General features: G+C 37.8%; 20 protein-coding genes. 13 read left to right on the top strand and 7 right to left on the bottom strand.

The features are described 5' to 3' along the window. Nucleotides 1-154 precede the first annotated feature (154 nt). From lepA to MQE36_RS05240, 4 genes are all read left to right on the top strand, one after another. Entirely contained in the window at nucleotides 155-1,951 is a 1,797-nt protein-coding gene (lepA, locus tag MQE36_RS05255) for a translation elongation factor 4 (RefSeq protein WP_242938125.1), read from the top strand. Nucleotides 1,952-2,152: 201 nt separating this feature from the next. Beyond that, nucleotides 2,153-2,902, top strand: coding sequence for a prolipoprotein diacylglyceryl transferase (locus tag MQE36_RS05250; RefSeq protein ID WP_242938124.1), 750 nt, complete (start codon nucleotides 2,153-2,155; stop codon nucleotides 2,900-2,902). After that, complete coding sequence (locus MQE36_RS05245) at nucleotides 2,883-4,274, top strand: radical SAM protein (protein ID WP_242938123.1); 1,392 nt, start codon at nucleotides 2,883-2,885, stop codon at nucleotides 4,272-4,274. Before MQE36_RS05250 ends, MQE36_RS05245 begins: the two co-directional genes overlap by 20 nt. A gap of 4 nt (nucleotides 4,275-4,278) precedes the next feature. Then, nucleotides 4,279-4,485 (top strand): hypothetical protein, encoded by a 207-nt coding sequence (locus tag MQE36_RS05240; RefSeq protein WP_242938122.1) that lies wholly within the window; start codon nucleotides 4,279-4,281, stop codon nucleotides 4,483-4,485. A 391-nt stretch (nucleotides 4,486-4,876) separates the two neighbouring features. Here MQE36_RS05240 and MQE36_RS05235 read toward each other — a convergent pair whose 3' ends face one another. Then, a complete protein-coding gene (locus tag MQE36_RS05235) occupies nucleotides 4,877-6,748 on the bottom strand; it encodes a cation:proton antiporter (RefSeq protein ID WP_242938121.1) in 1,872 nt (623 codons plus the stop codon). Nucleotides 6,749-6,889: 141 nt separating this feature from the next. Between MQE36_RS05235 and MQE36_RS05230 the strand changes: the two genes are divergently transcribed. From MQE36_RS05230 to MQE36_RS05220, 3 genes are all read left to right on the top strand, one after another. After that, nucleotides 6,890-7,750 (top strand): MBL fold metallo-hydrolase, encoded by an 861-nt coding sequence (locus tag MQE36_RS05230; protein WP_242938120.1) that lies wholly within the window; start codon nucleotides 6,890-6,892, stop codon nucleotides 7,748-7,750. A gap of 53 nt (nucleotides 7,751-7,803) precedes the next feature. Then, on the top strand, nucleotides 7,804-9,426 hold the full coding sequence (locus MQE36_RS05225; protein ID WP_242938119.1) for a S8 family peptidase: 1,623 nt from the start codon (nucleotides 7,804-7,806) through the stop codon (nucleotides 9,424-9,426). Nucleotides 9,427-9,491: 65 nt separating this feature from the next. Continuing rightward, complete coding sequence (locus MQE36_RS05220) at nucleotides 9,492-11,375, top strand: M1 family metallopeptidase (protein WP_242938118.1); 1,884 nt, start codon at nucleotides 9,492-9,494, stop codon at nucleotides 11,373-11,375. A 136-nt stretch (nucleotides 11,376-11,511) separates the two neighbouring features. On the opposite strand, the gene MQE36_RS05215 is transcribed toward MQE36_RS05220, so the two are convergent. Then, nucleotides 11,512-12,618, bottom strand: a complete 1,107-nt coding sequence (locus tag MQE36_RS05215; protein WP_242938117.1) for a lactonase family protein — start codon at nucleotides 12,616-12,618, stop codon at nucleotides 11,512-11,514. Nucleotides 12,619-12,751: 133 nt separating this feature from the next. On the opposite strand from MQE36_RS05215, the gene MQE36_RS05210 reads away from it, so the two are divergent. From MQE36_RS05210 to lgt, 6 genes are all read left to right on the top strand, one after another. Next, complete coding sequence (locus MQE36_RS05210; RefSeq protein ID WP_242938116.1) at nucleotides 12,752-13,141, top strand: ribonuclease P protein component; 390 nt, start codon at nucleotides 12,752-12,754, stop codon at nucleotides 13,139-13,141. Between the two features lie 12 nt (nucleotides 13,142-13,153). Next, on the top strand, nucleotides 13,154-14,782 hold the full coding sequence (locus tag MQE36_RS05205) for a S41 family peptidase (protein ID WP_242938115.1): 1,629 nt from the start codon (nucleotides 13,154-13,156) through the stop codon (nucleotides 14,780-14,782). A gap of 9 nt (nucleotides 14,783-14,791) precedes the next feature. Further along, nucleotides 14,792-15,826 (top strand): L-glyceraldehyde 3-phosphate reductase, encoded by a 1,035-nt coding sequence (mgrA, locus tag MQE36_RS05200; protein ID WP_242938114.1) that lies wholly within the window; start codon nucleotides 14,792-14,794, stop codon nucleotides 15,824-15,826. After that, on the top strand, nucleotides 15,823-16,809 hold the full coding sequence (locus tag MQE36_RS05195) for a phosphotransferase (protein WP_242938113.1): 987 nt from the start codon (nucleotides 15,823-15,825) through the stop codon (nucleotides 16,807-16,809). Before mgrA ends, MQE36_RS05195 begins: the two co-directional genes overlap by 4 nt. Before the next feature lie 18 nt (nucleotides 16,810-16,827). Further along, the gene (locus MQE36_RS05190; protein WP_242938112.1) at nucleotides 16,828-17,319 is read left to right on the top strand and encodes a GNAT family N-acetyltransferase; all 492 of its coding nucleotides are present in this window, start codon (nucleotides 16,828-16,830) and stop codon (nucleotides 17,317-17,319) included. Between the two features lie 282 nt (nucleotides 17,320-17,601). Next, complete coding sequence (lgt, locus tag MQE36_RS05185; RefSeq protein ID WP_242938111.1) at nucleotides 17,602-18,432, top strand: prolipoprotein diacylglyceryl transferase; 831 nt, start codon at nucleotides 17,602-17,604, stop codon at nucleotides 18,430-18,432. Here lgt and MQE36_RS05180 read toward each other — a convergent pair. The 5 genes from MQE36_RS05180 to MQE36_RS05160 all read right to left on the bottom strand — a co-directional run bounded on the left by MQE36_RS05180 (nucleotide 18,416) and on the right by MQE36_RS05160 (nucleotide 21,680). Then, nucleotides 18,416-18,859 carry a GNAT family N-acetyltransferase gene (locus MQE36_RS05180; protein WP_242938110.1) on the bottom strand — a complete coding sequence of 148 codons (444 nt, stop codon included), beginning with the start codon at nucleotides 18,857-18,859 and terminating at the stop codon, nucleotides 18,416-18,418. The genes lgt and MQE36_RS05180 overlap by 17 nt on opposite strands. A gap of 7 nt (nucleotides 18,860-18,866) precedes the next feature. Beyond that, nucleotides 18,867-19,778 (bottom strand): cation diffusion facilitator family transporter, encoded by a 912-nt coding sequence (locus MQE36_RS05175; protein ID WP_242938109.1) that lies wholly within the window; start codon nucleotides 19,776-19,778, stop codon nucleotides 18,867-18,869. 5 nt (nucleotides 19,779-19,783) lie between these two features. Then, a complete protein-coding gene (gene rpiB, locus MQE36_RS05170) occupies nucleotides 19,784-20,218 on the bottom strand; it encodes a ribose 5-phosphate isomerase B (protein ID WP_242938108.1) in 435 nt (144 codons plus the stop codon). Between the two features lie 747 nt (nucleotides 20,219-20,965). Beyond that, complete coding sequence (locus MQE36_RS05165; RefSeq protein ID WP_242938107.1) at nucleotides 20,966-21,208, bottom strand: DUF2007 domain-containing protein; 243 nt, start codon at nucleotides 21,206-21,208, stop codon at nucleotides 20,966-20,968. Between the two features lie 301 nt (nucleotides 21,209-21,509). After that, nucleotides 21,510-21,680, bottom strand: coding sequence for a hypothetical protein (locus tag MQE36_RS05160; RefSeq protein ID WP_242938106.1), 171 nt, complete (start codon nucleotides 21,678-21,680; stop codon nucleotides 21,510-21,512). Nucleotides 21,681-21,761: the final 81 nt, after the last annotated feature.

Genomic DNA, 21,761 nt, shown 5'->3' with positions numbered 1-21,761 from the left:
AACCCACTATTTTTCCTCTTGAAAATAATGTATATTTGCAGATTCAACCATAGTATGCTTTTTTAATTTTTGCGGAGGTTTATTGAAATTGAAAACGAATAGAAAGATTTATTAAAAATACCGTAAAAATCAGAATAGCAATAAAAAACAGCAGATGAAGCACATTAGAAACTTTTGCATAATAGCACATATTGATCACGGTAAAAGTACTCTGGCAGACCGTTTATTGGATTTTACGGGAGCGGTGACTGAGCGTGAGAAGCAAGACCAGCTTTTAGACAGCATGGATCTTGAGCGCGAGCGTGGTATTACCATTAAAAGTCACGCCATCCAGATGGAGTACACCTACAAAGGGGAAGAATATGTTTTAAACCTAATCGATACTCCCGGACACGTAGATTTCTCTTATGAGGTTTCGCGTTCTATTGCTGCATGTGAAGGTGCCTTGTTGGTGGTTGATGCTGCTCAGAGTATTCAGGCACAAACGATTTCTAACTTGTATTTGGCTTTAGAAAACGACCTTGAAATTATTCCGGTACTCAATAAGGTAGATCTTCCATCTGCCAACCCGGAAGAAGTAACCGATGATATTGTAGACCTTATAGGCTGTGATCCTTCTGAGGTAATTCCTGCCAGTGCCAAAACCGGTATTGGGATTGAAGAAATCCTGGAAGCTATTATAGAACGTGTACCGGCTCCGAAGGGAGATCCTGATGGCTCATTACAAGCATTGATCTTTGATTCGGTTTACAATCCTTTCAGGGGTGTTGAAACCTACTTCAGAGTTATTAACGGTGAAATTAAAAAGGGCCAGAAGATTAAATTCATGGCTACAAACAAGTCGTATTTCGCCGATGAAATCGGTACCCTTAAATTAAAACAACAACCCAAGAACGTTATAAAATCAGGAGATGTAGGTTACCTTATTACGGGTATTAAAGATGCCCGTGAAGTTAAAGTTGGGGATACGGTTACCAGTACTGAAAACCCTTGTGATAAGCCTATCGAAGGTTTTGAAAATGTAAAACCAATGGTTTTTGCCGGTATCTATCCTGTTGATACGGAAGATTATGAAGAACTGAGAGGCGCCATGGAAAAACTCCAGTTGAATGATGCTTCGTTGGTGTTTACACCCGAAAGTTCTGCGGCATTAGGATTTGGTTTCCGTTGTGGTTTCCTGGGAATGTTACACCTTGAAATTATTCAGGAACGACTGGAACGCGAGTTTGACATGACAGTAATTACTACAGTGCCAAACGTTAGTTACCATGCCTTTACTAAAAAAGAACCCGACGAAGTAATTATTGTTAATAATCCGTCAGACCTTCCTGATCCGTCTAAACTAGACCGTGTAGAAGAGCCTTTTATTAAAGCTACCATCATTACAAAATCTGATTTTATCGGCCCTGTAATGTCACTTTGTATAGAAAAGAGAGGGGTTATAACAAACCAGACTTATTTAACACCTGAACGTGTTGAACTGAGTTTTGATATGCCGCTGGCAGAAATCGTATTTGATTTCTACGACAGGTTAAAAACAGTTTCTAAAGGATATGCTTCTTTCGATTATTCTCCAATTGGCATGCGTCCTTCCAAACTGGTTAAGGTAGACATCCTGATCAATGCCAACTCTGTAGATGCGCTATCGGCTCTTGTACATATGGATAATGCCCATAACATCGGTAAAAAGATGTGTGAAAAGCTTAGGGAGCTTATACCACGTCAGCAATTTGATATTCCGATTCAGGCTGCTATCGGAGCAAAAATCATATCGAGAGAAACCATTAAAGCTCTTCGTAAAGATGTTACGGCCAAGTGTTACGGTGGTGATATCTCGCGTAAGCGTAAGCTTCTTGAAAAGCAGAAAAAAGGTAAAAAACGCATGCGCCAGGTGGGGAATGTAGAGATACCTCAGCAGGCATTCATGGCTGTATTAAAACTAAACGACTAAGAAAGTCTTGCATTATAACGACAGCAAAGGGAAATGAATTCATTTCCCTTTTTTGTTTTACCCGATTATCGAAATTTATCGCGCATAGCTATCGTGAGCTTGCTCCGAGGTAGTTTACTCGATCATCGGGATTTAAATGCTCCGACGCTTGTCCTTGTGAAATATTCCTAAAGGAATTGCTATCTTTATAAAAAACTTTTGTTGGAACTCCCTTTTGTTTTTAAACCTTTTGGCTACGCCATTAACATACATTTAATCTTCGAGTACCTGGCTTTTTTTATAGCCTTCCGTTATTATATCTACTTAAGGAGCAAAGGAGATTCTATAAACACGAATAACCGGCTCAGTATCATACTGGGAGCAGCCATAGGAGCCCTTATCGGTTCGCGCCTGATGGGTTTCCTGGAAAACCCTGTATTCGACAGTAATCACATATCGATCTTTCAGCTGTTCAACCTTAAAACCATTATGGGTGGTTTGTTTGGCGGACTTTTGGGGGTAGAGGTGACAAAGAAAATAATCGGCGAAAAAAAATCGTCCGGCGATCTGTTTGTACTTCCAATTATTCTTGGAATTTTTATCGGCAGGATCGGATGTTTTTTATCAGGCACCAATGAGTTTACCTATGGTAAAGAAACTACTTCTTTTCTGGGAATGAATCTTGGCGATAACCTGTACAGACACCCACTGGCACTGTATGAGTTGTTTTTTCTTGCCTTGCTTTTTATAGTTTTTTATAAAGTAAAACCCAGGCTGGCAACTGACTCAGGAACGCTCTTTAAACTCTTTATGATTGCTTATTTTGCCTTCCGCTTTGTTATTGAATTTTTAAAACCTAATTTGTTTTTTGTGATAGGGCTGAGCAGCATACAATGGCTTTGTATTATTTGCCTGCTTTATTACCATAAAACCATTATAAAATACCTCTTCTATGCCCGAAAGAAAATATAACTATTACGATTTTACCCTCAGCCTTTGTCCGGAATGCCTAAAACGTATCGATGCTAAAATAGTGTTTGAAGACGATAATGTCTATATGCTGAAAAGATGTCCGGAACATGGAAATTCTAAAGTACTTATTGCCGACGATATCGAATATTATAAGAATATCAGGAACTATAATAAGCCTTCTGAAATGCCTTATACGTTTAACACGAAAACGCATTACGGTTGCCCTTATGACTGTGGCTTATGTCCGGACCACGAGCAGCATTCCTGCCTCACCATTATAGAGATTACAGATCGTTGTAACCTAACATGCCCTACCTGTTATGCGGAATCATCTCCACACTATGGAAGACACCGCTCTTTTGAGGAAGTGAAGAAAATGCTCGATACCATCGTTAAAAACGAAAAAGAGCCCGATGTGGTGCAGATCAGTGGGGGAGAACCCACAGTCCACCCCGACTTCTTTCGGATATTAGATTACGCTAAGACCTTACCGATACGGCATTTGATGGTAAACACCAATGGTATTAAAATAGCGAAAGACAAGGGTTTTGTAAGCCGGTTAAAAGGCTATGCTCCCGATTTTGAAATCTACCTTCAGTTCGATTCCTTCGAAAAAGAAAACCTGGTGACCCTCAGAGGGGCCGATCTTACTGAAATCAGAAAGAGAGCTATTGAAAACTTAAACGAGGTCAACCTGTCAACAACACTGGTTGTAACGCTCCAGAAAGGACTGAACGATCATGAAACGGGTAAGATCATCGACTATGGTTTGCAACAGAAATGTGTGCGGGGTGTTACTTTTCAGCCCACCCAGATAGCGGGAAGACTAGATAATTTTGAAGCCGGTTTAAACCGCATTACCCTTACGGAAACCAGAAGAAAAATACTCGAACAAAGTCAGGTATTCAACGAAGACGACCTGATTCCCGTGCCCTGCAATCCGGATGCCCTGGTCATGGGTTATGCGTTAAAACTGGGGGGAGAAGTATTTCCGTTAACCCGCTATATCAACCCTACCGATTTATTAGACAACAGTAAAAACACGATTGTATATGAACAGGATGAAGCACTTCACGGTAAAATGATCGATTTGTTCAGTACCGGAAATTCTGTTGAAGTAGCTGAAGATAACTTAAAATCAATCATGTGCTGTCTGCCCGAAATCGATGCCCCTAACTTAACATATGATAACTTGTTCAGAGTCATTATCATGCAGTTTATAGATGCCCATAATTTTGATGTGAGGGCTATTAAAAAATCTTGTGTACATATCGTTAACAAAGATTATAAGATCATTCCGTTTGAAACGATGAACCTCTTTTACAGGGATGACAAACAAACATTATTGAACGAACTTAGAAATAACATTTAATAATATGAAAAATATAGCACTCGAAGTGGGTAACCTGGATGGGCTGTTTGTTTTAATATTTCTCGTTATGTTCGGTCCGCCCGTTATGCTTACTTTGATCGGGATCATCCTCAGAAAGAATAAAAAAGCAGCTAAAGTTTTTTACATTCTGGCAGTAACCTACCTGATAATCGGTCTTGGTTTATGTGCTTCTATTATGATTGGCTATTGAGTCTGTGAGCGGCTGCCCGACAAAGTTTTTTAACGAGAAATGGATATGCTGAGCTATATAACAATAGCTCCGGAATAATTAAACAATTGTGGAAATGTAGTGTTTAAATCTCACTAAACAAGTCAGCTCCTCCAGGGCAATCTCCCGGGATTAAATCCTTATTATCGCGTAAAAAATCTCGTTTAAAGACGAAGTTTTTTATATCTTTAAGTGATTCATAACAAATAACTTACTTTTTATGAGTGAAGCTAAACCACTTAAAATGCGTTTTCTGAGGCTTTTTGGTATCATCATCTTTATGTTTGGAATGATTGCCTCTGCAGTATATCATTCTGCATCAAATGAAATTAACTGGATCGATTTTGTGCTAGGCGCTATAACAGGTGCCGGCTTAGGCCTCGCTTTGGGCCTCCTGAGGCGCGGTTGAAGTCTTTTTAGACGCTCTTAACTCAACGGGTTTCCCCATATACACCAGTTTAAACCCTTTCTTTATTACAAAATCTTCCTTAAGAGAACAAATTATGTGGAGTTCTCCGGTAAGGTCTTTAACAAATAAAGGAACGGCCTTTTGTTCTTGATTAAGGTGATCTATCTCTTTTAAATAATGATTTGTCGATTCCAGTTCCAATTCATTAATGGTAGGGTAATCTCTGGCAACTTCACTTAAATTGATATAATCATCCTTTTTAGAAAACAAATCCTCAATCGGTAATTTGTCGGGGGTTCTTAGTTCCTCAGGGGTAATCAACCTGAACGCGCCATGTTCTCCTAAAAACTTCTTAAACCTGATGAGTGCGTGTTTGTTAACGTCATCACTTCCCGTTAGCGCCAACAAATATCCTATATCACTTAACTCGACATCCGTAGAAATATCTTCTGAATAAATATTTGATTCCATGGCATCGAGATTGAGCGCTTTTGCCTTGGCCACATTATCATTGTTACTGTCGATCAGCACTACATGGCGATCGTTATTCTGAAGGTACTTGGCAATTAACCTGGAGGCTTTGGATGCTCCCACAATAAGGATTCCGTTCGATTCTTTTAAGAATACACCAACCAGTTTGGCAAACAGACGCGCCGTGGTACCGTTAAGCATAACCGTAACCAATACCAGGGTAACCACCAAAGGTGTAATGTATTCTGCCTGGTTAACACCATTAAGCATTAACTTGGTTCCCAATAAAGAAGCGATACCTACGGCAACGATACCTCTTGGCCCAACCCAGCTTATAAAAAGTTTTTCGTTGGTTTTAAGACTCGATTTATGTGTGCTGAAAAATACGGATAGCGGTCTGAGTACAAATATAATAACTGCCATTAATACTGCCGTTTGCCAGTTATAAACCAGCAGGAGATCGCTAATATTGATATTGGCAGCCAGTAAAATAAACAATATCGAAATCAGTAAAACACTAAGCGACTCTTTAAAATAAAGAAGTTCCTTTAAATTAGGAAGGTTGCTGTTTCCAAGTACCATTCCCATAACAACTACAGACAGTAACCCTGATTCATGGGCAAATACATCCGACTCAACAAATACCAGTAATACTACCGACAAAGCCGTTACATTCAGTAAATAATGAGGGATAAGTCTTTTTTTCATTGCAAAGTACAGGGCATAAGCTGCCGAAACACCAAACGAAAAACCAACAATGGCTATCTTTCCGAATTCAATAAATGCCTGTTTCGTGAATCCTGCAGATCCCCCGACATTAATAAACTCGAAAACAAGTACGGCCACTAAAGCTCCTATGGGGTCAATAAGGATTCCCTCCCACTTTAAAACTGCCGATACATCTTTCTTTAAGGGTATATTTCTCAGTATCGGAGAAATTACCGTTGGCCCTGTAACAATAATTAACGCTGCAAACAGAAATGAAATCTGCCACGATAATTTAAATACGTAATGAGTGGCAACAGCAGCTCCAAAAAAAGTAATAACCGCACCAAGACTGATAAGTTTTAAAATAACCGGGCCTACTTTTGAAATTTCATTCTTTTTTAGAGTCAACCCCCCTTCAAAAAGAATAATCCCCATGGCAAGGGATACGAAATAATATAAACTATCTTCAGGAAAAAGTCCATGTGTGCCATTCCATATCGGCTCTATCCATTTACTTCCGTCTTCAGTAAATAGAGTAGATACAGGTCCGACAAAAAGACCTATTAAAATTAATGGAAGTATCGCAGGTATTTTTAATCTCCATGCTACCCATTGAGCCAAAATACCAAGTATTACAATTCCTGCAAGCTCTAACATATACGTTGAATATTACATTTTTTCAATTCCTAAATATAGGAAAATGTTAAAAAACGCCTAATAAAATAAGGTATTAATGCCTTTTCAGCATTGCTTTTATTAATTTGCACATCCTATTTTTAATTATAGCGAATTGATTTTATGACACTTTACCCCATTGAATCAGGAAATTTTAAACTAGACGGTGGTGCCATGTTCGGCGTGGTACCAAAATCTATCTGGAACAGAACCAATCCGGCCGATGCGAACAATATGATCGATATGGCTGCAAGATGTCTGTTGATTGAAGACGGAAACCGACTCATCCTTATCGATACCGGAATGGGGAACAAACAATCTGAAAAATTCTTTGGTTATTACTATATGTGGGGAGATCATAACCTTGACAGGTCTCTTAAAGAAGCAGGTTTTCATCGCGATGATATTACCGATGTGTTTATGACACATTTGCATTTTGATCATTGCGGAGGGAGCATACAGTGGAATAACGATCGTACCGGATATGAACCTGCATTTAAAAATGCTGCGTTCTGGACCAATAAAGATCATTGGGAATGGGCGGTAAAACCAAATGCCCGCGAAAAAGCCTCGTTTCTGCCTGAGAATATATTGCCGATGGAAGAAAGCGGTCAGTTGAATTTTATCGATAATACCGGCAAATCGTACCTGGAGTCTTCAGAACTGGGTTTCGGCATTCTTTTTGTTGATGGCCATACGGACAAACAAATGATACCACACATCAGTTACAAAGGAAAAAAACTGGTTTTTGCAGCCGACCTGCTACCAACTACCGGGCATATCCCTCTACCGTATGTGATGGGGTACGACACGCGTCCGCTGTTAACCTTAGACGAAAAAATGACCTTTTTGAATACGGCTGTTGATCATGATTATTACATTTTTTTGGAGCACGACGCTCACCATGAAATATGTACCCTCCGACACACCGAAAAAGGAGTCCGGTTAAAAGACACCTATACATTTGAAGAGCTTTTTAAATAATAGTTCCTGAAATTAAAAAATCACTAATAGAATTATAATTGAATATTGAAAAAATGAGAATTGTTAAACCTATTTTAAGTACCGCCTCTATGGCGCTTATTTTGGCTGCATGCGGATCGCCAAAATTAGTATCGACCCCAATTGAAAACATAGACAATATCCCGTTAAAAGTTACTGAAGTAACAGATAACCAACTTAAACACTGGGGGCATTTGGACCTGGTTAAAGATACCATTCCCGGGATGTCTGTAGAAAAAGCATATCACGAAATTTTAAGCACACGCAAAGGAAAAACCGTTATTGTCGGTGTTATAGACTCCGGGGTAGATATTCACCACGAAGACTTAAAAGATGTTATCTGGACTAATGAAGGTGAGAAACCGAACAATGGTATCGATGATGATAAAAATGGTTATATCGACGATGTACACGGATGGAACTTTTTAGGAAAGGCTGTAGAGGAGAACCTCGAACTTACCCGAATCGTAAAAAGAGGCGATGACGGTACTGAAGCATATCAAAAAGCCAAAGCTGAATTTGAACAAAAAAAGGAGGAAGCCCTGCAAAGCAAACAACGATACGAGCAAATTTATCAGGCCGTTAAAAATGCAGACGATGCTATTGCCGGTCACTTAGGAAAAAAAGGTTATTCGAAAGAAGAGCTGAATGGCATAAAAACAGACGATCAGAAACTCCTTCAGGCGAAAGGAATGCTATCTCAATTCTTAAACAGAGTAGATAGCGTAGAAGATCTAAAAGAACAAATTAAAGGTGGTGTAGAACATTTCACTGACCAGCTTAACTATAACTTAAATCTCGAATTTGACGGCAGAGCAATCGTTGGTGATGATCCATACGACATTAACGACACCGGATATGGCGACGGGGATGTAATTACAGATAGTGATCTTGCCAAACACGGAACACACGTTGCGGGTATTATTGCTGCTACCAGAAACAATAATATCGGTATGGACGGTGTTGCCGATAACGTAAAAATCATGGCTGTAAGAGCTGTACCCAACGGAGATGAGTACGATAAAGATATTGCACTGGCTATCCGCTATGCAGTAGATAATGGCGCCAAAGTTATCAACACCAGTTTCGGAAAGTACTATTCACCTAATCCGGAATGGGTGTGGGATGCCATCAAATACGCTGCTGAGAAGGATGTATTAATCGTTAATGCAGCCGGTAATGAAGGAGAAAATTTAGATGAAACCAATGTGTATCCTAACGATGCCAAAGATAATAGTCCTGAAATCTCCGATAATTTCTTAACCGTAGGTGCCTTGCATTACGAATACGGTCCGGAAATGATCGCTACATTCTCCAACTATGGAAAAATTAATGTAGATGTATTTGCTCCCGGAACTAAAATATGGGCCACTACACCCGAAAATAAATATGAGTACCTTCAGGGAACTTCAATGGCATCGCCGGCCGTTGCGGGAGTAGCTGCCGTAATAAGGTCTTATTATCCAAAACTGAGTGCAGCACAGGTAAAACAAATCATCATGAATTCAGGTCTTGCTTCAAAAACCAATGTTATCTTAGGAGGGAATCCTGGCGATAAGGATGCCTTCGGAAACATCTCCAAGTCTGGAAAAATGACAAATCTGTACAATGCTGTTATCCTTGCTGATAAAGTATCCCGAGGGGACATCAATTTATAAACCCTCAAAACAATATATCTGAGGTCTGTTTTTACAGGCCTCTTCCTTTTAAAACCAGTTAATTTATGAAACGAGCTCTTTTATCAATCTATTCATCAGTACTTTTAATGATGTTCGGTGCATTCGTATCATATGCCCAAAACAATACTTCCTATTGGCAACAGCATGTTGATTACAAAATGGAAATTGATATGAATGTTGATAAATATCAGTATAAAGGCTTTCAGGAGCTGAAATACACCAACAATTCTCCCGATACACTTACAAATGTTTATTATCATTTATATTTCAATGCTTTTCAGCCCGGAAGTGAAATGGATGCCCGTTTACAAAGTATTCCCGATCCGGACGGAAGAATGGTAAATAATCTGGGAACCAGAGAAAATCCGGTATACGAAAGCCGTATTGCGAAATTGACACCTTCTGAGATAGGGTATATTAAAGTGAACAGCTTAAAACAAAACGGAAGATCCGTAAACTACAACGTAGAAGGTACTGTTTTGGAGGTAACTCTCAACAAGCATATCCTTCCCGGGGAAACAGTAACCTTTACTATGGATTTTGACGGCCAGGTACCTGTTCAGATCAGAAGAAGCGGAAGAAACAGTAAAGACGGTGTGGCATTATCTATGACGCAATGGTATCCTAAAATGGCCGAATACGATTTTGAAGGATGGCATACAAGTCCATATATAGCCAGAGAGTTTCATAGTGTCTGGGGCGATTTTGATGTAAAACTTACTATCGACAAAGACTATGTGGTCGGTGGTACCGGCTACCTTCAAAACCCGAATGAAATCGGGTATAATTACGAAAAAGAAGGTACTAAGGTCAATCGTCCTCGTGGTAAAAAACTAACATGGCATTTTAAAGCCCCTGAGGTACATGATTTTACCTGGGCTGCTGACCCGGAATTTATTCACGATAAACTGGAAGCCGACGGCGTTACGCTACATTTCTTATATCAGAATGACCCTGAAATTGCCGATAACTGGAAAAAAGTACAAAAACCAACCGCAGCGCTTTTAGACTTCTTCAATAAAAACATCGGTCCTTATCCCTGGAAGCAATATTCAGTGATTCAGGGAGGTGACGGAGGAATGGAATACGCCATGTGTACGCTCATTGCCGGTGGTAAAAATTACAATAGCCTTTTTGGAACTACAGCACATGAAATGGCTCATGCCTGGTTCCAGCATTTATTCGCTACCAACGAATCTAAACACGAATGGATGGATGAAGGATTCACCTCTTATATGTCTACCCTGGCAGAAAATTTTGTCGAGGGTAAAAATCCTGAAAATCCAACTTTGGGTTCTTACAAAAGTTACTATCGCCTGGCTGCTTCAGGTGTTGAGCAACCACAAACAACACACGCTGACAGATTTAACTATAATGCTGCATATGGTGCATCTGCCTATAGCAAGGGAGCTGTGTTCTTAGCGCAATTGGGTTATATCATAGGAGAGGATAATCTAAAGAAAACCATCAAACGTTACTATAACGATTTTAAGTTTAAACATCCGACTCCTAACGATTTTAAGCGCACTGCCGAAAAAGTATCGGGTATCCACCTCGATTGGTATTTAACGGACTGGACACAAACAACGAATACTATCGATTACGGTATTAAAGATGTAAAAGCGAACGAGAATAAAACGGATGTTACTATGGAACGTATCGGACTAATGCCGATGCCTATAGATGTTTTGGTAACATACAACGATGGTTCTCAGGAATACTTTTATGTCCCCTTACGTATGATGCGAGGTGAAAAGGCAAATCCGTATAAAGGTGTTAAAAGAATCGTATTGCCTGATTGGGCATGGGCACACCCTGCCTATCATTTTACCATCGATAAATCAAAGTCTGCTATTAAAAGTATCGTAATTGACCCGAATGGGTTTATGGCAGATATAAACAAGGATAATAACTCGTATTCGAAATAATTTAAGCGGTATTAATAATAAAAAAAGATTTTTAAAGAGTATTACAAATGTCGGCTCGAGCGCAGTCGAGAATCTGGCAAAAGGCAATCAAGACACACTCTTTAAAAATCTTTTTTTACAACGCAGATTCTTGGTTTTAAAATAAAATACAGACCGGAGAAGGGGCATTAACCGATGCTGTATATGTTAACAATCCGGTTGTCTTATCCCTTTGAAATGAAACGATATTGTTCGAATGCTGATTGGCTACTACCAAAAAATCTTCTTTGGGCGACAATGAAAAATTACGTGGCCAGTTACCTCTTACCGGTTCGTAACCTACAACTGTTAAATTACCGGCCGGCCCTACTTTAAAAATAGCAATTGAATTGTGTCCTCTGTTGGAAGCATATATAAATTTTCCATCTGAAGAAATACGGATATCTGCTCCGTAGCTTTCTCCGGAATAATCGTCAGGCAAGGTGCTGACCGCTGTTCCTTTTTCCCATATTCCCTGGTCGTTCAACATAATTGTTACGATAGTACTGCTTAATTCATTCAATACATAAGCCCGTTTACCGGCAGGATGCAGTGTTATATGACGAGGACCGTCACCGGCATTCATATCGAGTGTTGCCGGATCTCCGGGAGAGATACTACCATTTTCAATACTGGAAAACCAGAGTTGGTTGGTTCCCAGATCTACTTCTATCAGGCCTTTCTGGTCAGGAAGAATCCAAACCGAATGTGCATGAGCGCTGTCTTGTCTTGCATCTTTACCCTTCCCTGAATGTTGATGAATATCCAACAATTCAGAAAGCTCGCCATGAGCGCCTAACTGTAACAATCCTGTATTTCCTCCTGTATAATTAGCAGTTAAAACATAACCGTCATTCGTAGCCGTTACAAAACAAGGATGTGCACCTCCGGAAGTACTTCTGCTTATAAATAACAGGCTGTCCTTTTCTCTTTTATACGACTCAACCGTACCTTTCTCATTTTCGTTAACCGCCAATACATACTTCTTACCGGACGAATAGCTTAAAAATGACGGGTTCTCTGAAGCGGCTACTAATTTATTTTTAACTAAGCTTCCATCTTCAGACAAGGAATAACTATAAATTCCTTTACTCTCCTTATCGGTATATGTACCTACATAAAATTCGGCTGTAATATTATTTTCCTTTGGAGACGTTTCCTTATTTTCTGTTTTACACCCGGCTATAAACGAAATAGCCAGTCCGGTTATAAGTAATTTTTTCACTATTATTTAATTGATTAAAGGGATAAATACCAGCTGAAAGATACAATAACTAATCAATTATTTAAGTGACCTTGGTTTTTAGAATGTATGTGAGCAGGTTTTTCTATTTTTACACAGATTGATATTTTGCCGAATGGATAATACATTTCCGAAAAAAGAAAAGCTAAAAAGCAGAAAACTGATAGAACGTATGTTCTCTGAGGGTGCTTCTGTTTCTAAATATCCCTTAAGGGTGGTTTATATAAAAAATGATGACTGGTTTGAAGAATTTACGGTTCAGGCAGGTTTTTCCGTACCTAAACGAAACTTTAAAAAAGCGGTAGACCGCAATAAGGTAAAACGTCTCATACGTGAAACCTATCGACTTAACAAACAGTTGATTTTTAACAATCTTGAAACAAGTCATGCCTTTATGTTTTTGTACCTTGGAAAGGAAATTCCCGATTTTCAGGAATTAAATACCACCATGCAGAAACTTTTAAATAAATTCATAAGTAAGGTTCAACAAGAATCAAACTCATAAAATACTACTGTTATGAAGAAGTTATTAAAAAACAGAATGCTAATACCGGTATTAGCGATCTTCGTTTTAATTTCAGCAAGTTCATTTAAGAACGATTTCTTTGAAATTGCTAAGCAGATAGAGATATTCACCACCATGTTTAAGGAATTAAACATGAATTATGTAGATGAAACCAATCCTGCCGAATTAATGGATACCGCCATTAAAAATATGCTCGACGACCTCGATCCGTATACGCAATTTATGAACGAACAGGATGTTGAAGAATTCAGGATCAGAAAGAATGGCGAATATTCAGGAATCGGTGCCGTAGTAAGAAGTTATCCGGATAAAATTCTAATAGTTGAACCTTACAAAGACTCCCCTGCTGATAAAGCCGGATTAAAAGCAGGCGATGAGATTATTAAAATTGATGATATCAATGTATCCGAATATAATGAAGATGCGTCAGAACTCCTAAAAGGAGCCAATAAAAGCAATATAAGCCTTATATACAAGAGACAAGGAAAAACATTAAATGCGACTCTAGAAAGAGCAGAAATAGAGATCGATGCCGTACCTTTCTATGGCAAGGTTGATGCTAAAACAGGCTATGTAGTATTGTCGCGGTTTAACAGAAAGGCTTCTGCCCAAACCAAAGAAGCGATCGAAGATTTAAAATTACAGGGCATAGAGCGGCTTGTACTTGATTTAAGAGGAAATCCGGGAGGGCTCTTAAGTGAAGCTATCGAGGTTTGTAATCTTTTTGTTCCGAAAGGAGAACTTATAGTAAGTACAAAATCGAAAGTTAAAAAGTTTAATCAGGCCTATTACACCAAAAAGAAACCCCTCGATGAACATATACCATTAGTAGTGCTTATTAATGGCAGAAGTGCTTCTGCCAGTGAAATTGTCAGTGGTGCTTTGCAGGATCTCGACCGTGCTGTCGTCGTCGGCTCTCAAAGCTTTGGCAAAGGATTGGTTCAGCGGCCGTTAAAGTTGGTTTATGGAACACAGCTGAAAGTTACTATTTCTCGTTATTATACACCTAGCGGCAGATGTATTCAATCGCTTGATTACTGGCACAGGGACGAACAGGGAAATGCTGTTAAAAACACCCAATTCAATGAATTTAAAACTAAAAACGGTCGTAAGGTATACGATGGCGGAGGCGTAATACCCGATATTAAAATTGAAGCGCTTCAGAACAATGCTGTTACCCGTGCTTTGATACAGAACAATGTGGTTTTTGATTATGCTACCAATTACTATTATAAGCATAATATCACCAATATCGATAATTTCAGGCTTACCGAATCTGATTATAACAACTTTAAGTCTTTTATTAACCAGGCCGGATTTGAATATGAAACCCAGACAGAAAAACAGCTCAAAAAATTAATGGTATCCGGTGAAACCGATGATTTCGGATTAAATGTAAAAGCTGATTACGATAAGCTGTTAAATGATATCAGGCAAAGTAAAATGGCTTCTATTGATTCTTATAAAAAGAATATTATAAAAGAAATAGAAGATGAGCTTATAAAGCGTTATTTCTATCAGGACGGACTTTATAATTATTATTTAAACCACGATGAAGCCATTGTAACTTCATCGAAATTATTAGCCGACTCCTCAAAATTTAACAGCATACTCCAGTAATCATTAAACATGAACATAAACGATCACAATCCTCTGCCTTTATATAATGCAAACCCGGACAGGTATGAAAACATCCCATACAGAAGATGCGGACGCAGTGGTATTTTACTGCCTTTGATATCTCTTGGCTTATGGCATAATTTTGGACATGCTAACGACTATACGAATGCACGGTCTATAATTCGTACGGCTTTCGACCATGGCATTACACATTTCGATCTGGCCAACAACTATGGTCCTCCATACGGAGCTGCTGAAGAAACTTTCGGACGTATCTTAAAACAGGACTTAAAGAGCTACCGCGACGAACTAATAATCTCTTCAAAAGCCGGATGGGATATGTGGCCCGGGCCTTATGGAAATTATGGTTCACGAAAATATCTTATCGCCAGTTTAGATCAGAGCCTGAAACGCATGGGGTTAGACTATGTCGATATCTTTTATCATCACCGACCTGATCCTGAAACACCCCTGGAAGAGACCATGAGTGCTCTCGATCATATCGTCAGACAAGGCAAAGCCCTGTATGTGGGTATTTCACAGTACAATGCCGAAGATACTGACAGGGCTGCTAAAATTCTAAAAGATCTCGGAACCCCTTGTTTAATTCACCAGCCAAGGTATAATATGTTCGACAGATGGGTAGAAAACGGATTACTGAAAGTGCTGGGCGATCAAGGTATCGGAGCCATTGCTTTTTCACCACTCGAACAAGGAATCCTTACCGATAAATATATCGACGGTATTCCTGAAAACTCAAGGGCTGTAAAAGACGGTAGGTATCTTCAATCCGATCGGATAACCCATGAAATCGTCGAAAAAGTAAAGAAATTAAACCATATTGCTGAGCAAAGAGGGCAGTCGCTGGCGCAAATGGCTATAGCCTGGTTGTTAAAAGACGACCGGATTACTACTGTTTTGGTAGGTGTTAGTACTGCCGAGCAATTGAAAAATAATATTGATGCAGCTAAAAATCTTCATTTTAGTCCATCTGAACTGAATGCAATTGAAGAAGTTTTAAAAAATCAGGACCCGTTTAAATGAATTCTTTTCCGGCGTTGAGCTCTATCCTTTGTCCACAATATTTAGCTAAGTGGACAGAAACGGTGTATGCCCTTTCAGCTTATCCCCATACTCGTATATTGAAAACAGGTATAAACCATAATTATGCCATTGAAACAAACGATAAAAAATATGTACTGAGGGTATATTTTAAAAATTGGAAAACCAAAAAAGAAATCCAGGAAGAGCTAAACCTGCTCAATTTTTTAGATGAAAATAATATTTCGGTTTCCCATCCGATAAAAGATCTGAAAAACAATTATATTCAGGAAATAAATGCCCCGGAAGGTACCAGGTATGCTGTATTGTTTTCTTATGCAAACGGGGTAAACATAAAAAACCCTTGCGTAAATATTTGTCGGTTGTTAGGCAAATCGATGGCGAAAATGCATGTATTGACTCTAAACAGATCAATAAGCAGAAAAAACTATCATGCCGATACTTTAGTTGGTTGGGCTTATGATATTTCTAAAAGTTTCTTTCCGGAATCAAATCCCGAAATGGAATATTTTAACCGGGCTAAAAAATTAATATCAGAAAAGTTCGGAAAAGCAGATTCAAATCAATTAAGACACGGTATTGTTCACCTGGACTTGTGGTATGATAATATGGCTGTTAAAAATGAATCTGAAATAACTTTCTTCGATTTTGATAATGCAGGCAACGGATATTTATTTTTAGATATCGGTTATAGCCTGATGTTGATTTTTAAAAATGAACCCGATAAGGAAATTTTTGAAGAGAAAATGGCTGCTTTCTATAAAGGGTATGAAACCATTGCTAAAATCTCAGATGAAGAAAAACAGTTAATGCCTTATGCCGGCTTGGCTATATGGTTGCATTACACTGGAATTCATGTGGAAAGATTTAATGACTTTACCAATCATTTTCTGAGCAAGGACTTTTTGAGATTTTGGATATCTACCGTAAATGAATGGATGAAATTCAACAAAATAAGTATATGAAAATCAAATAAGTTTATAATGAACGTTATTTATGCAGACGAAAACGGCCTTAAAACCGTAAGAACACTGGCTTTACAAACTTGGCCCGATACGTTTAAAAACATCTTATCGCCGGAGCAAATAGATTATATGCTCGAATGGATGTATAGCGCCAATGCTCTAAGGGAACAATTTGAAAATGGCATACAGTTTATCCTTGCCGAAGACAACGGTGAATACTATGGTTTTGCTGCTTATGAGTTCCATTATAAAAATGAGCTGAGAACGAAAATCCACAAAATATATATTCTCCCTGACAGTCAGGGGAAGGGTGTTGGTAAACTTTTAATCGATTTTATCTCAAATGATGCTAAAAAACGAACCAATGATATCCTGACACTGAACGTAAACCGTTATAACAAAGCCATCGGGTTTTATGAGAAGCTGGGTTTTAAAACAATGTATGCCGAAGATATAGATATCGGCAAAGGTTTTTTAATGGAGGATTATGTGATGGAAAAAGCACTTTAGATATTAGACAGAGCATTGAGAAATGAGATGATATTGTCAGGTTGATCGCAGCAGAGGCCTCCTGATAAAACATATTTTATCTCAATTAATGCGGTGTGAGAACAGCAACCAGCCCGAAGCAAGATTAGGAGAGGACAGAACGTAAAAATGGAGCCGGCTCGCGCATGGGCAAAATATTCCGATCGATAGTTATACGGGATAAATCGCGATTATCGGGTAAATGATAATCGGTGTTTTAAATTTAATTATAATAGAACTCACGGTAATCTTATTAAAACAGATATGAATAAAACTATATTAAACTGGGATGTTCATCCGGAAATATTCTGGATTACCGATACTTTTCCGTTAAAATACTATGGTTTATTGTTTGTTTCAGGCCTCTTATTAGGTTATTATGTCGTAAAACGTATCTATCGGAAAGAAAATATACCTATTGAAAATCTTGAAAAACTTTCCCTTTACATTTTTATAGGAACAATAGCTGGTGCCCGGCTGGGACACTGTCTGTTTTATGAACCTGCTTATTATTTTACGCATCCGTTGGAAATATTTTTACCCATTAAAAAAATAGGGGTTTCCTATAAATTTATGGGTTTTCAGGGTCTGGCCAGCCACGGAGGAGCATTAGGGGTTCTCATAGCTATTTTACTGTATTGTAAAAAATACCATACAAACCTGATCTGGATATTAGACAGAATTGCCATTGCTATTCCCATCACAGCTGCATTTATCAGGCTAGGAAATTTTATGAACTCCGAAATCTACGGCAAACCTACCAACGGTAACTGGGGTGTGGTGTTTGTAAAAGATGACCTCATCCCGAGGCACCCGACACAGCTATATGAAGCTTTTGCATATTCAGCCATCTTTGGGATCTTATACGCCTTGTACCGGTCTGAAAAATTAAAATACACCAAAGGGCTTATATTCGGTTCTTTTTTAATGTTGTTGTTTTCTGCCAGGTTGCTCATTGAATTCTTTAAAGAGAATCAAGTCGGTTTTGAAAATGAAATGGCACTCAATATGGGGCAATGGTTAAGCCTTCCTTTTATAATAGCAGGATTGGTACTGATTCTCATCAATAAAAATAAGATTAAAGCCTTACCATAGCAATATGTGGTATACCATCTTCAAGATACTCTTCACCTGTGGGAGCAAATCCATGCTTTTCGTAGAATTTTATTAAATAGGTCTGCGCAGATATTTTAACAGAAGTTTGTTTATAATGCTCTTTTATAGCAGCTATCGAAGCCTTGATAATATCGTGACCATATCCGAATTGACGCTCTTCTTGTTTTACCACAACTCTTCCTATGCTTGGAACTGTAAAGTAATCTCCCGCATCAAATAAACGCGTGTAAGCAACTATTTTGCCATTTTTTATACCCATTACATGAAGTGCTTTCCGATCTTTACCATCGATATCCTGATAAACACAATCTTGTTCTACAACAAAAACCTCACTGCGCAACCGGAGTAATTCGTATAATTCATCGATTGAAAGTTCTTCAAATCGCTTAACATAAATAGCTATCATAACTTGACTAGTCTTGTACAATAAAATCTTTAGGATCGTCTTTTTTATATTCAGGCTGAATGTTCACATGGTTGATACCAAAATCATCTTTTAGTATGATTTCTATCTGATGTAAGACATCATTAAATTCGGTAAGTGTTATATTCTCCTTGAAATCCAAATGAGCTTCTAAATGCATCTCATCATCATTTAAACACCAGATATGAATATGATGCAACTTATTTACCTTGGGTATTTGATGTATAGCCCTGGCTACAGCTTTTACATCTACGTGATCAGGAGTGAAAAGCATTAACATCTTGGTAGATTCTTTTAAAAGATCGAAGCCTACATAAACCAGGTAGACCGCAATAGCAAAAGTTAAAACACTGTCTACCCAATACACCTGAAAATACTTCATCAACAATCCACCCGCCAATACAGCCACACTTGCTAACATGTCTGTTAGCAGATGTAAATAAGCTGAACGCATATTAATATTCTTTTTGGCATCATTTTTTAATATAAAAACACTGAGGCCGTTGGCTACTATACCTAAAAGAGATAACCAGATCACCAGGTCCGAAGCTATTTCCTGGGGTTCCAAAAAACGTTTTACAGACTCTATTATAAGTAAAATGGCGATAACCATTAAGGTAACGCCATTTACAAATGCAGCAATTATTTCAGCTCTTTTATATCCAAAAGTTCGGTGTGTAGATGCCTTTTGTTTCGATAACCTGTTTGCTATATAACTGATTATCAGTGAAACGACATCTGTAAAATTATGAAGAGCATCAGACAGTAATGCTAAACTCCCGGAGATAAACCCGCCAATAACCTGTGAAAGGGTAATAACAATATTTAATACTATCGATATTAAAAGGTTCGTACCGCTAACATGATTATGTTGATGAGAGTATTGATGCTCCTTTCTCATTTATTTTAGCAACTCACAGGTATTTTATCTACCCTGTTTTGATGCCTGCCGCCTTCAAACTCAGTATTTAAAAAGGTATCAACAATTTCAATAGCTTGCTGAACTGCTGTAAACCTGGCAGGAATGCACAATACATTAGCATTGTTATGGGCTCTTGTCAACTCGGCGATTTCTTTGGTCCACGAAAGCCCTGCTCTTATACCCTGGTGTTTATTAGCAGTCATGGCAACACCATTGGCACTGCCACAAATTAAGATACCAAAATCCGCTTTATGATTTTCAACATCGCTTGCCACCGGGTGTACAAAATCCGGATAATCTACACTTGAGGTCTCATCAGTTCCATAATTGCTTACTTCAATACCTTTAGATGCTAAGTATTTAACAATGGCAAATTTGTAATCAGTACCTGCGTGATCGTTTCCTATGGCTATTTTCATTTCTTTAGAATGTGTTGTTTTATAATGATACAAAGGTAGTAAACTAGCTTGGAACAAGTTCACAGCGCTACTGGTAAAAAAACTTAAAAACATTTCGGCAAAAGCCGGCTTTGATACAAGACCGGTTCAGGATCGTTACGATAAAGCCAGCCTGCGCATGGGCAAAACATTTCGACCGATAGCTTCTCAATTATCGAGTGAATCTATCTATTGTAAACTATTTAAAATACTATAAATCAATTAAATAAAGTTTAATTAAACACTTATTAACAATGGTGTTGATGAAGAAGCTAAATCACTTAGAAATAAAGATATTGGTTATAAACATAATCGTTAATAACTATTGCTTAAAAAAAGAATTAAAAATTTGGTCGGTTCAATAATAATCAGATAATGATTTTTTAATTGAACTATGCAACTAAAGTTTTCTGCTTTTGTTTCTTTTTTATCAAGATCGTTTTTTGCAGTTATCAACAATAATTAACAGCCAAATTATTAAAATTTAAAACCATTTTACAGTTATCAACGGTTGTTAATTAAATTTAAAAAGAAGCTTATTTACAATTATTTAACATTAAATAGCATTGTTAATTACTGTTTATAATCCTTTGTAACTTCAATAAAAAAATAAATCTCAAAAAAGTTTTTCTACATATTCACAAGCAATAATAACAATCATAATAGATTTAAAAATTTTAAAAAAAGAAAAAGTATATAAATGTATATTGTTTAAAATGTGAATAAACTTTAAACCAGTTTAAGATGTGAATCCGGTTCATTGAGATCTTTAATTATTTCCCTTACGAAGTCTGCATATGCTTTGTGAACCTTTAATTTGATTCCACCCAGTGCAAATGAATAGAATGGAGAAACGCTTATAATGGTTTCATTTTCGAATATAAAAGGTACGTTTTCATCTGCAAGGATGGATTTCAGTACGATATACTCGTGCGGATAGGTAAACGTAGCAACTGTTACAAAATGTTTCATATATGCCCTGTATTGGCCTTATAATAAAGATACCAAGAACTTTTTTAAATTTATCTGATTGAAGCGAAAATTATTTTGGATCCCCATGAAAAGCAGGGCTACAAAACAAGTTTGATCTTTGTAAAGTAAAAAATTGTTTTTTGATAAGCTAGTTCACCCTGGCTGAAAGCCCAGATTACAGATTTGAATATGAGAATAAGAACCCGATCACGGCAGAAGTGTTTATACAGAAGAAACGGACTTTGAATCCACCCCTGATTGTTTAGCAAATTGAAACAGGACTAAAGGCTATTTACTAAATTTAGTATTTGAATATGGTTCTTATATTATCTTTTTGTGTAGATTTGTTGCTGTCTACAGCGTGTAGATTCTCCTTTTTCTCTAAAGAATAGTTTATATATCCTGCAAAAGAGAGTACTCCCAAAATAAATATGGAAGCAAAAAAGATGATTATTTTATAAACTCGTTTCACAGTTACGGATTGCTTTGTATCATATAGACGAAACAAAAAGGGAATCGTTACACTTTTTTTAATAAAATTTTAACTTTTTTT

It is taken from the genome of Zhouia spongiae (assembly GCF_022760175.1).
In the GTDB taxonomy this organism is placed as follows: domain Bacteria; phylum Bacteroidota; class Bacteroidia; order Flavobacteriales; family Flavobacteriaceae; genus Zhouia; species Zhouia spongiae.
Note: the sequence above shows the minus strand (reverse complement) of the source record. Positions and strands in the feature narration are given on the sequence as shown.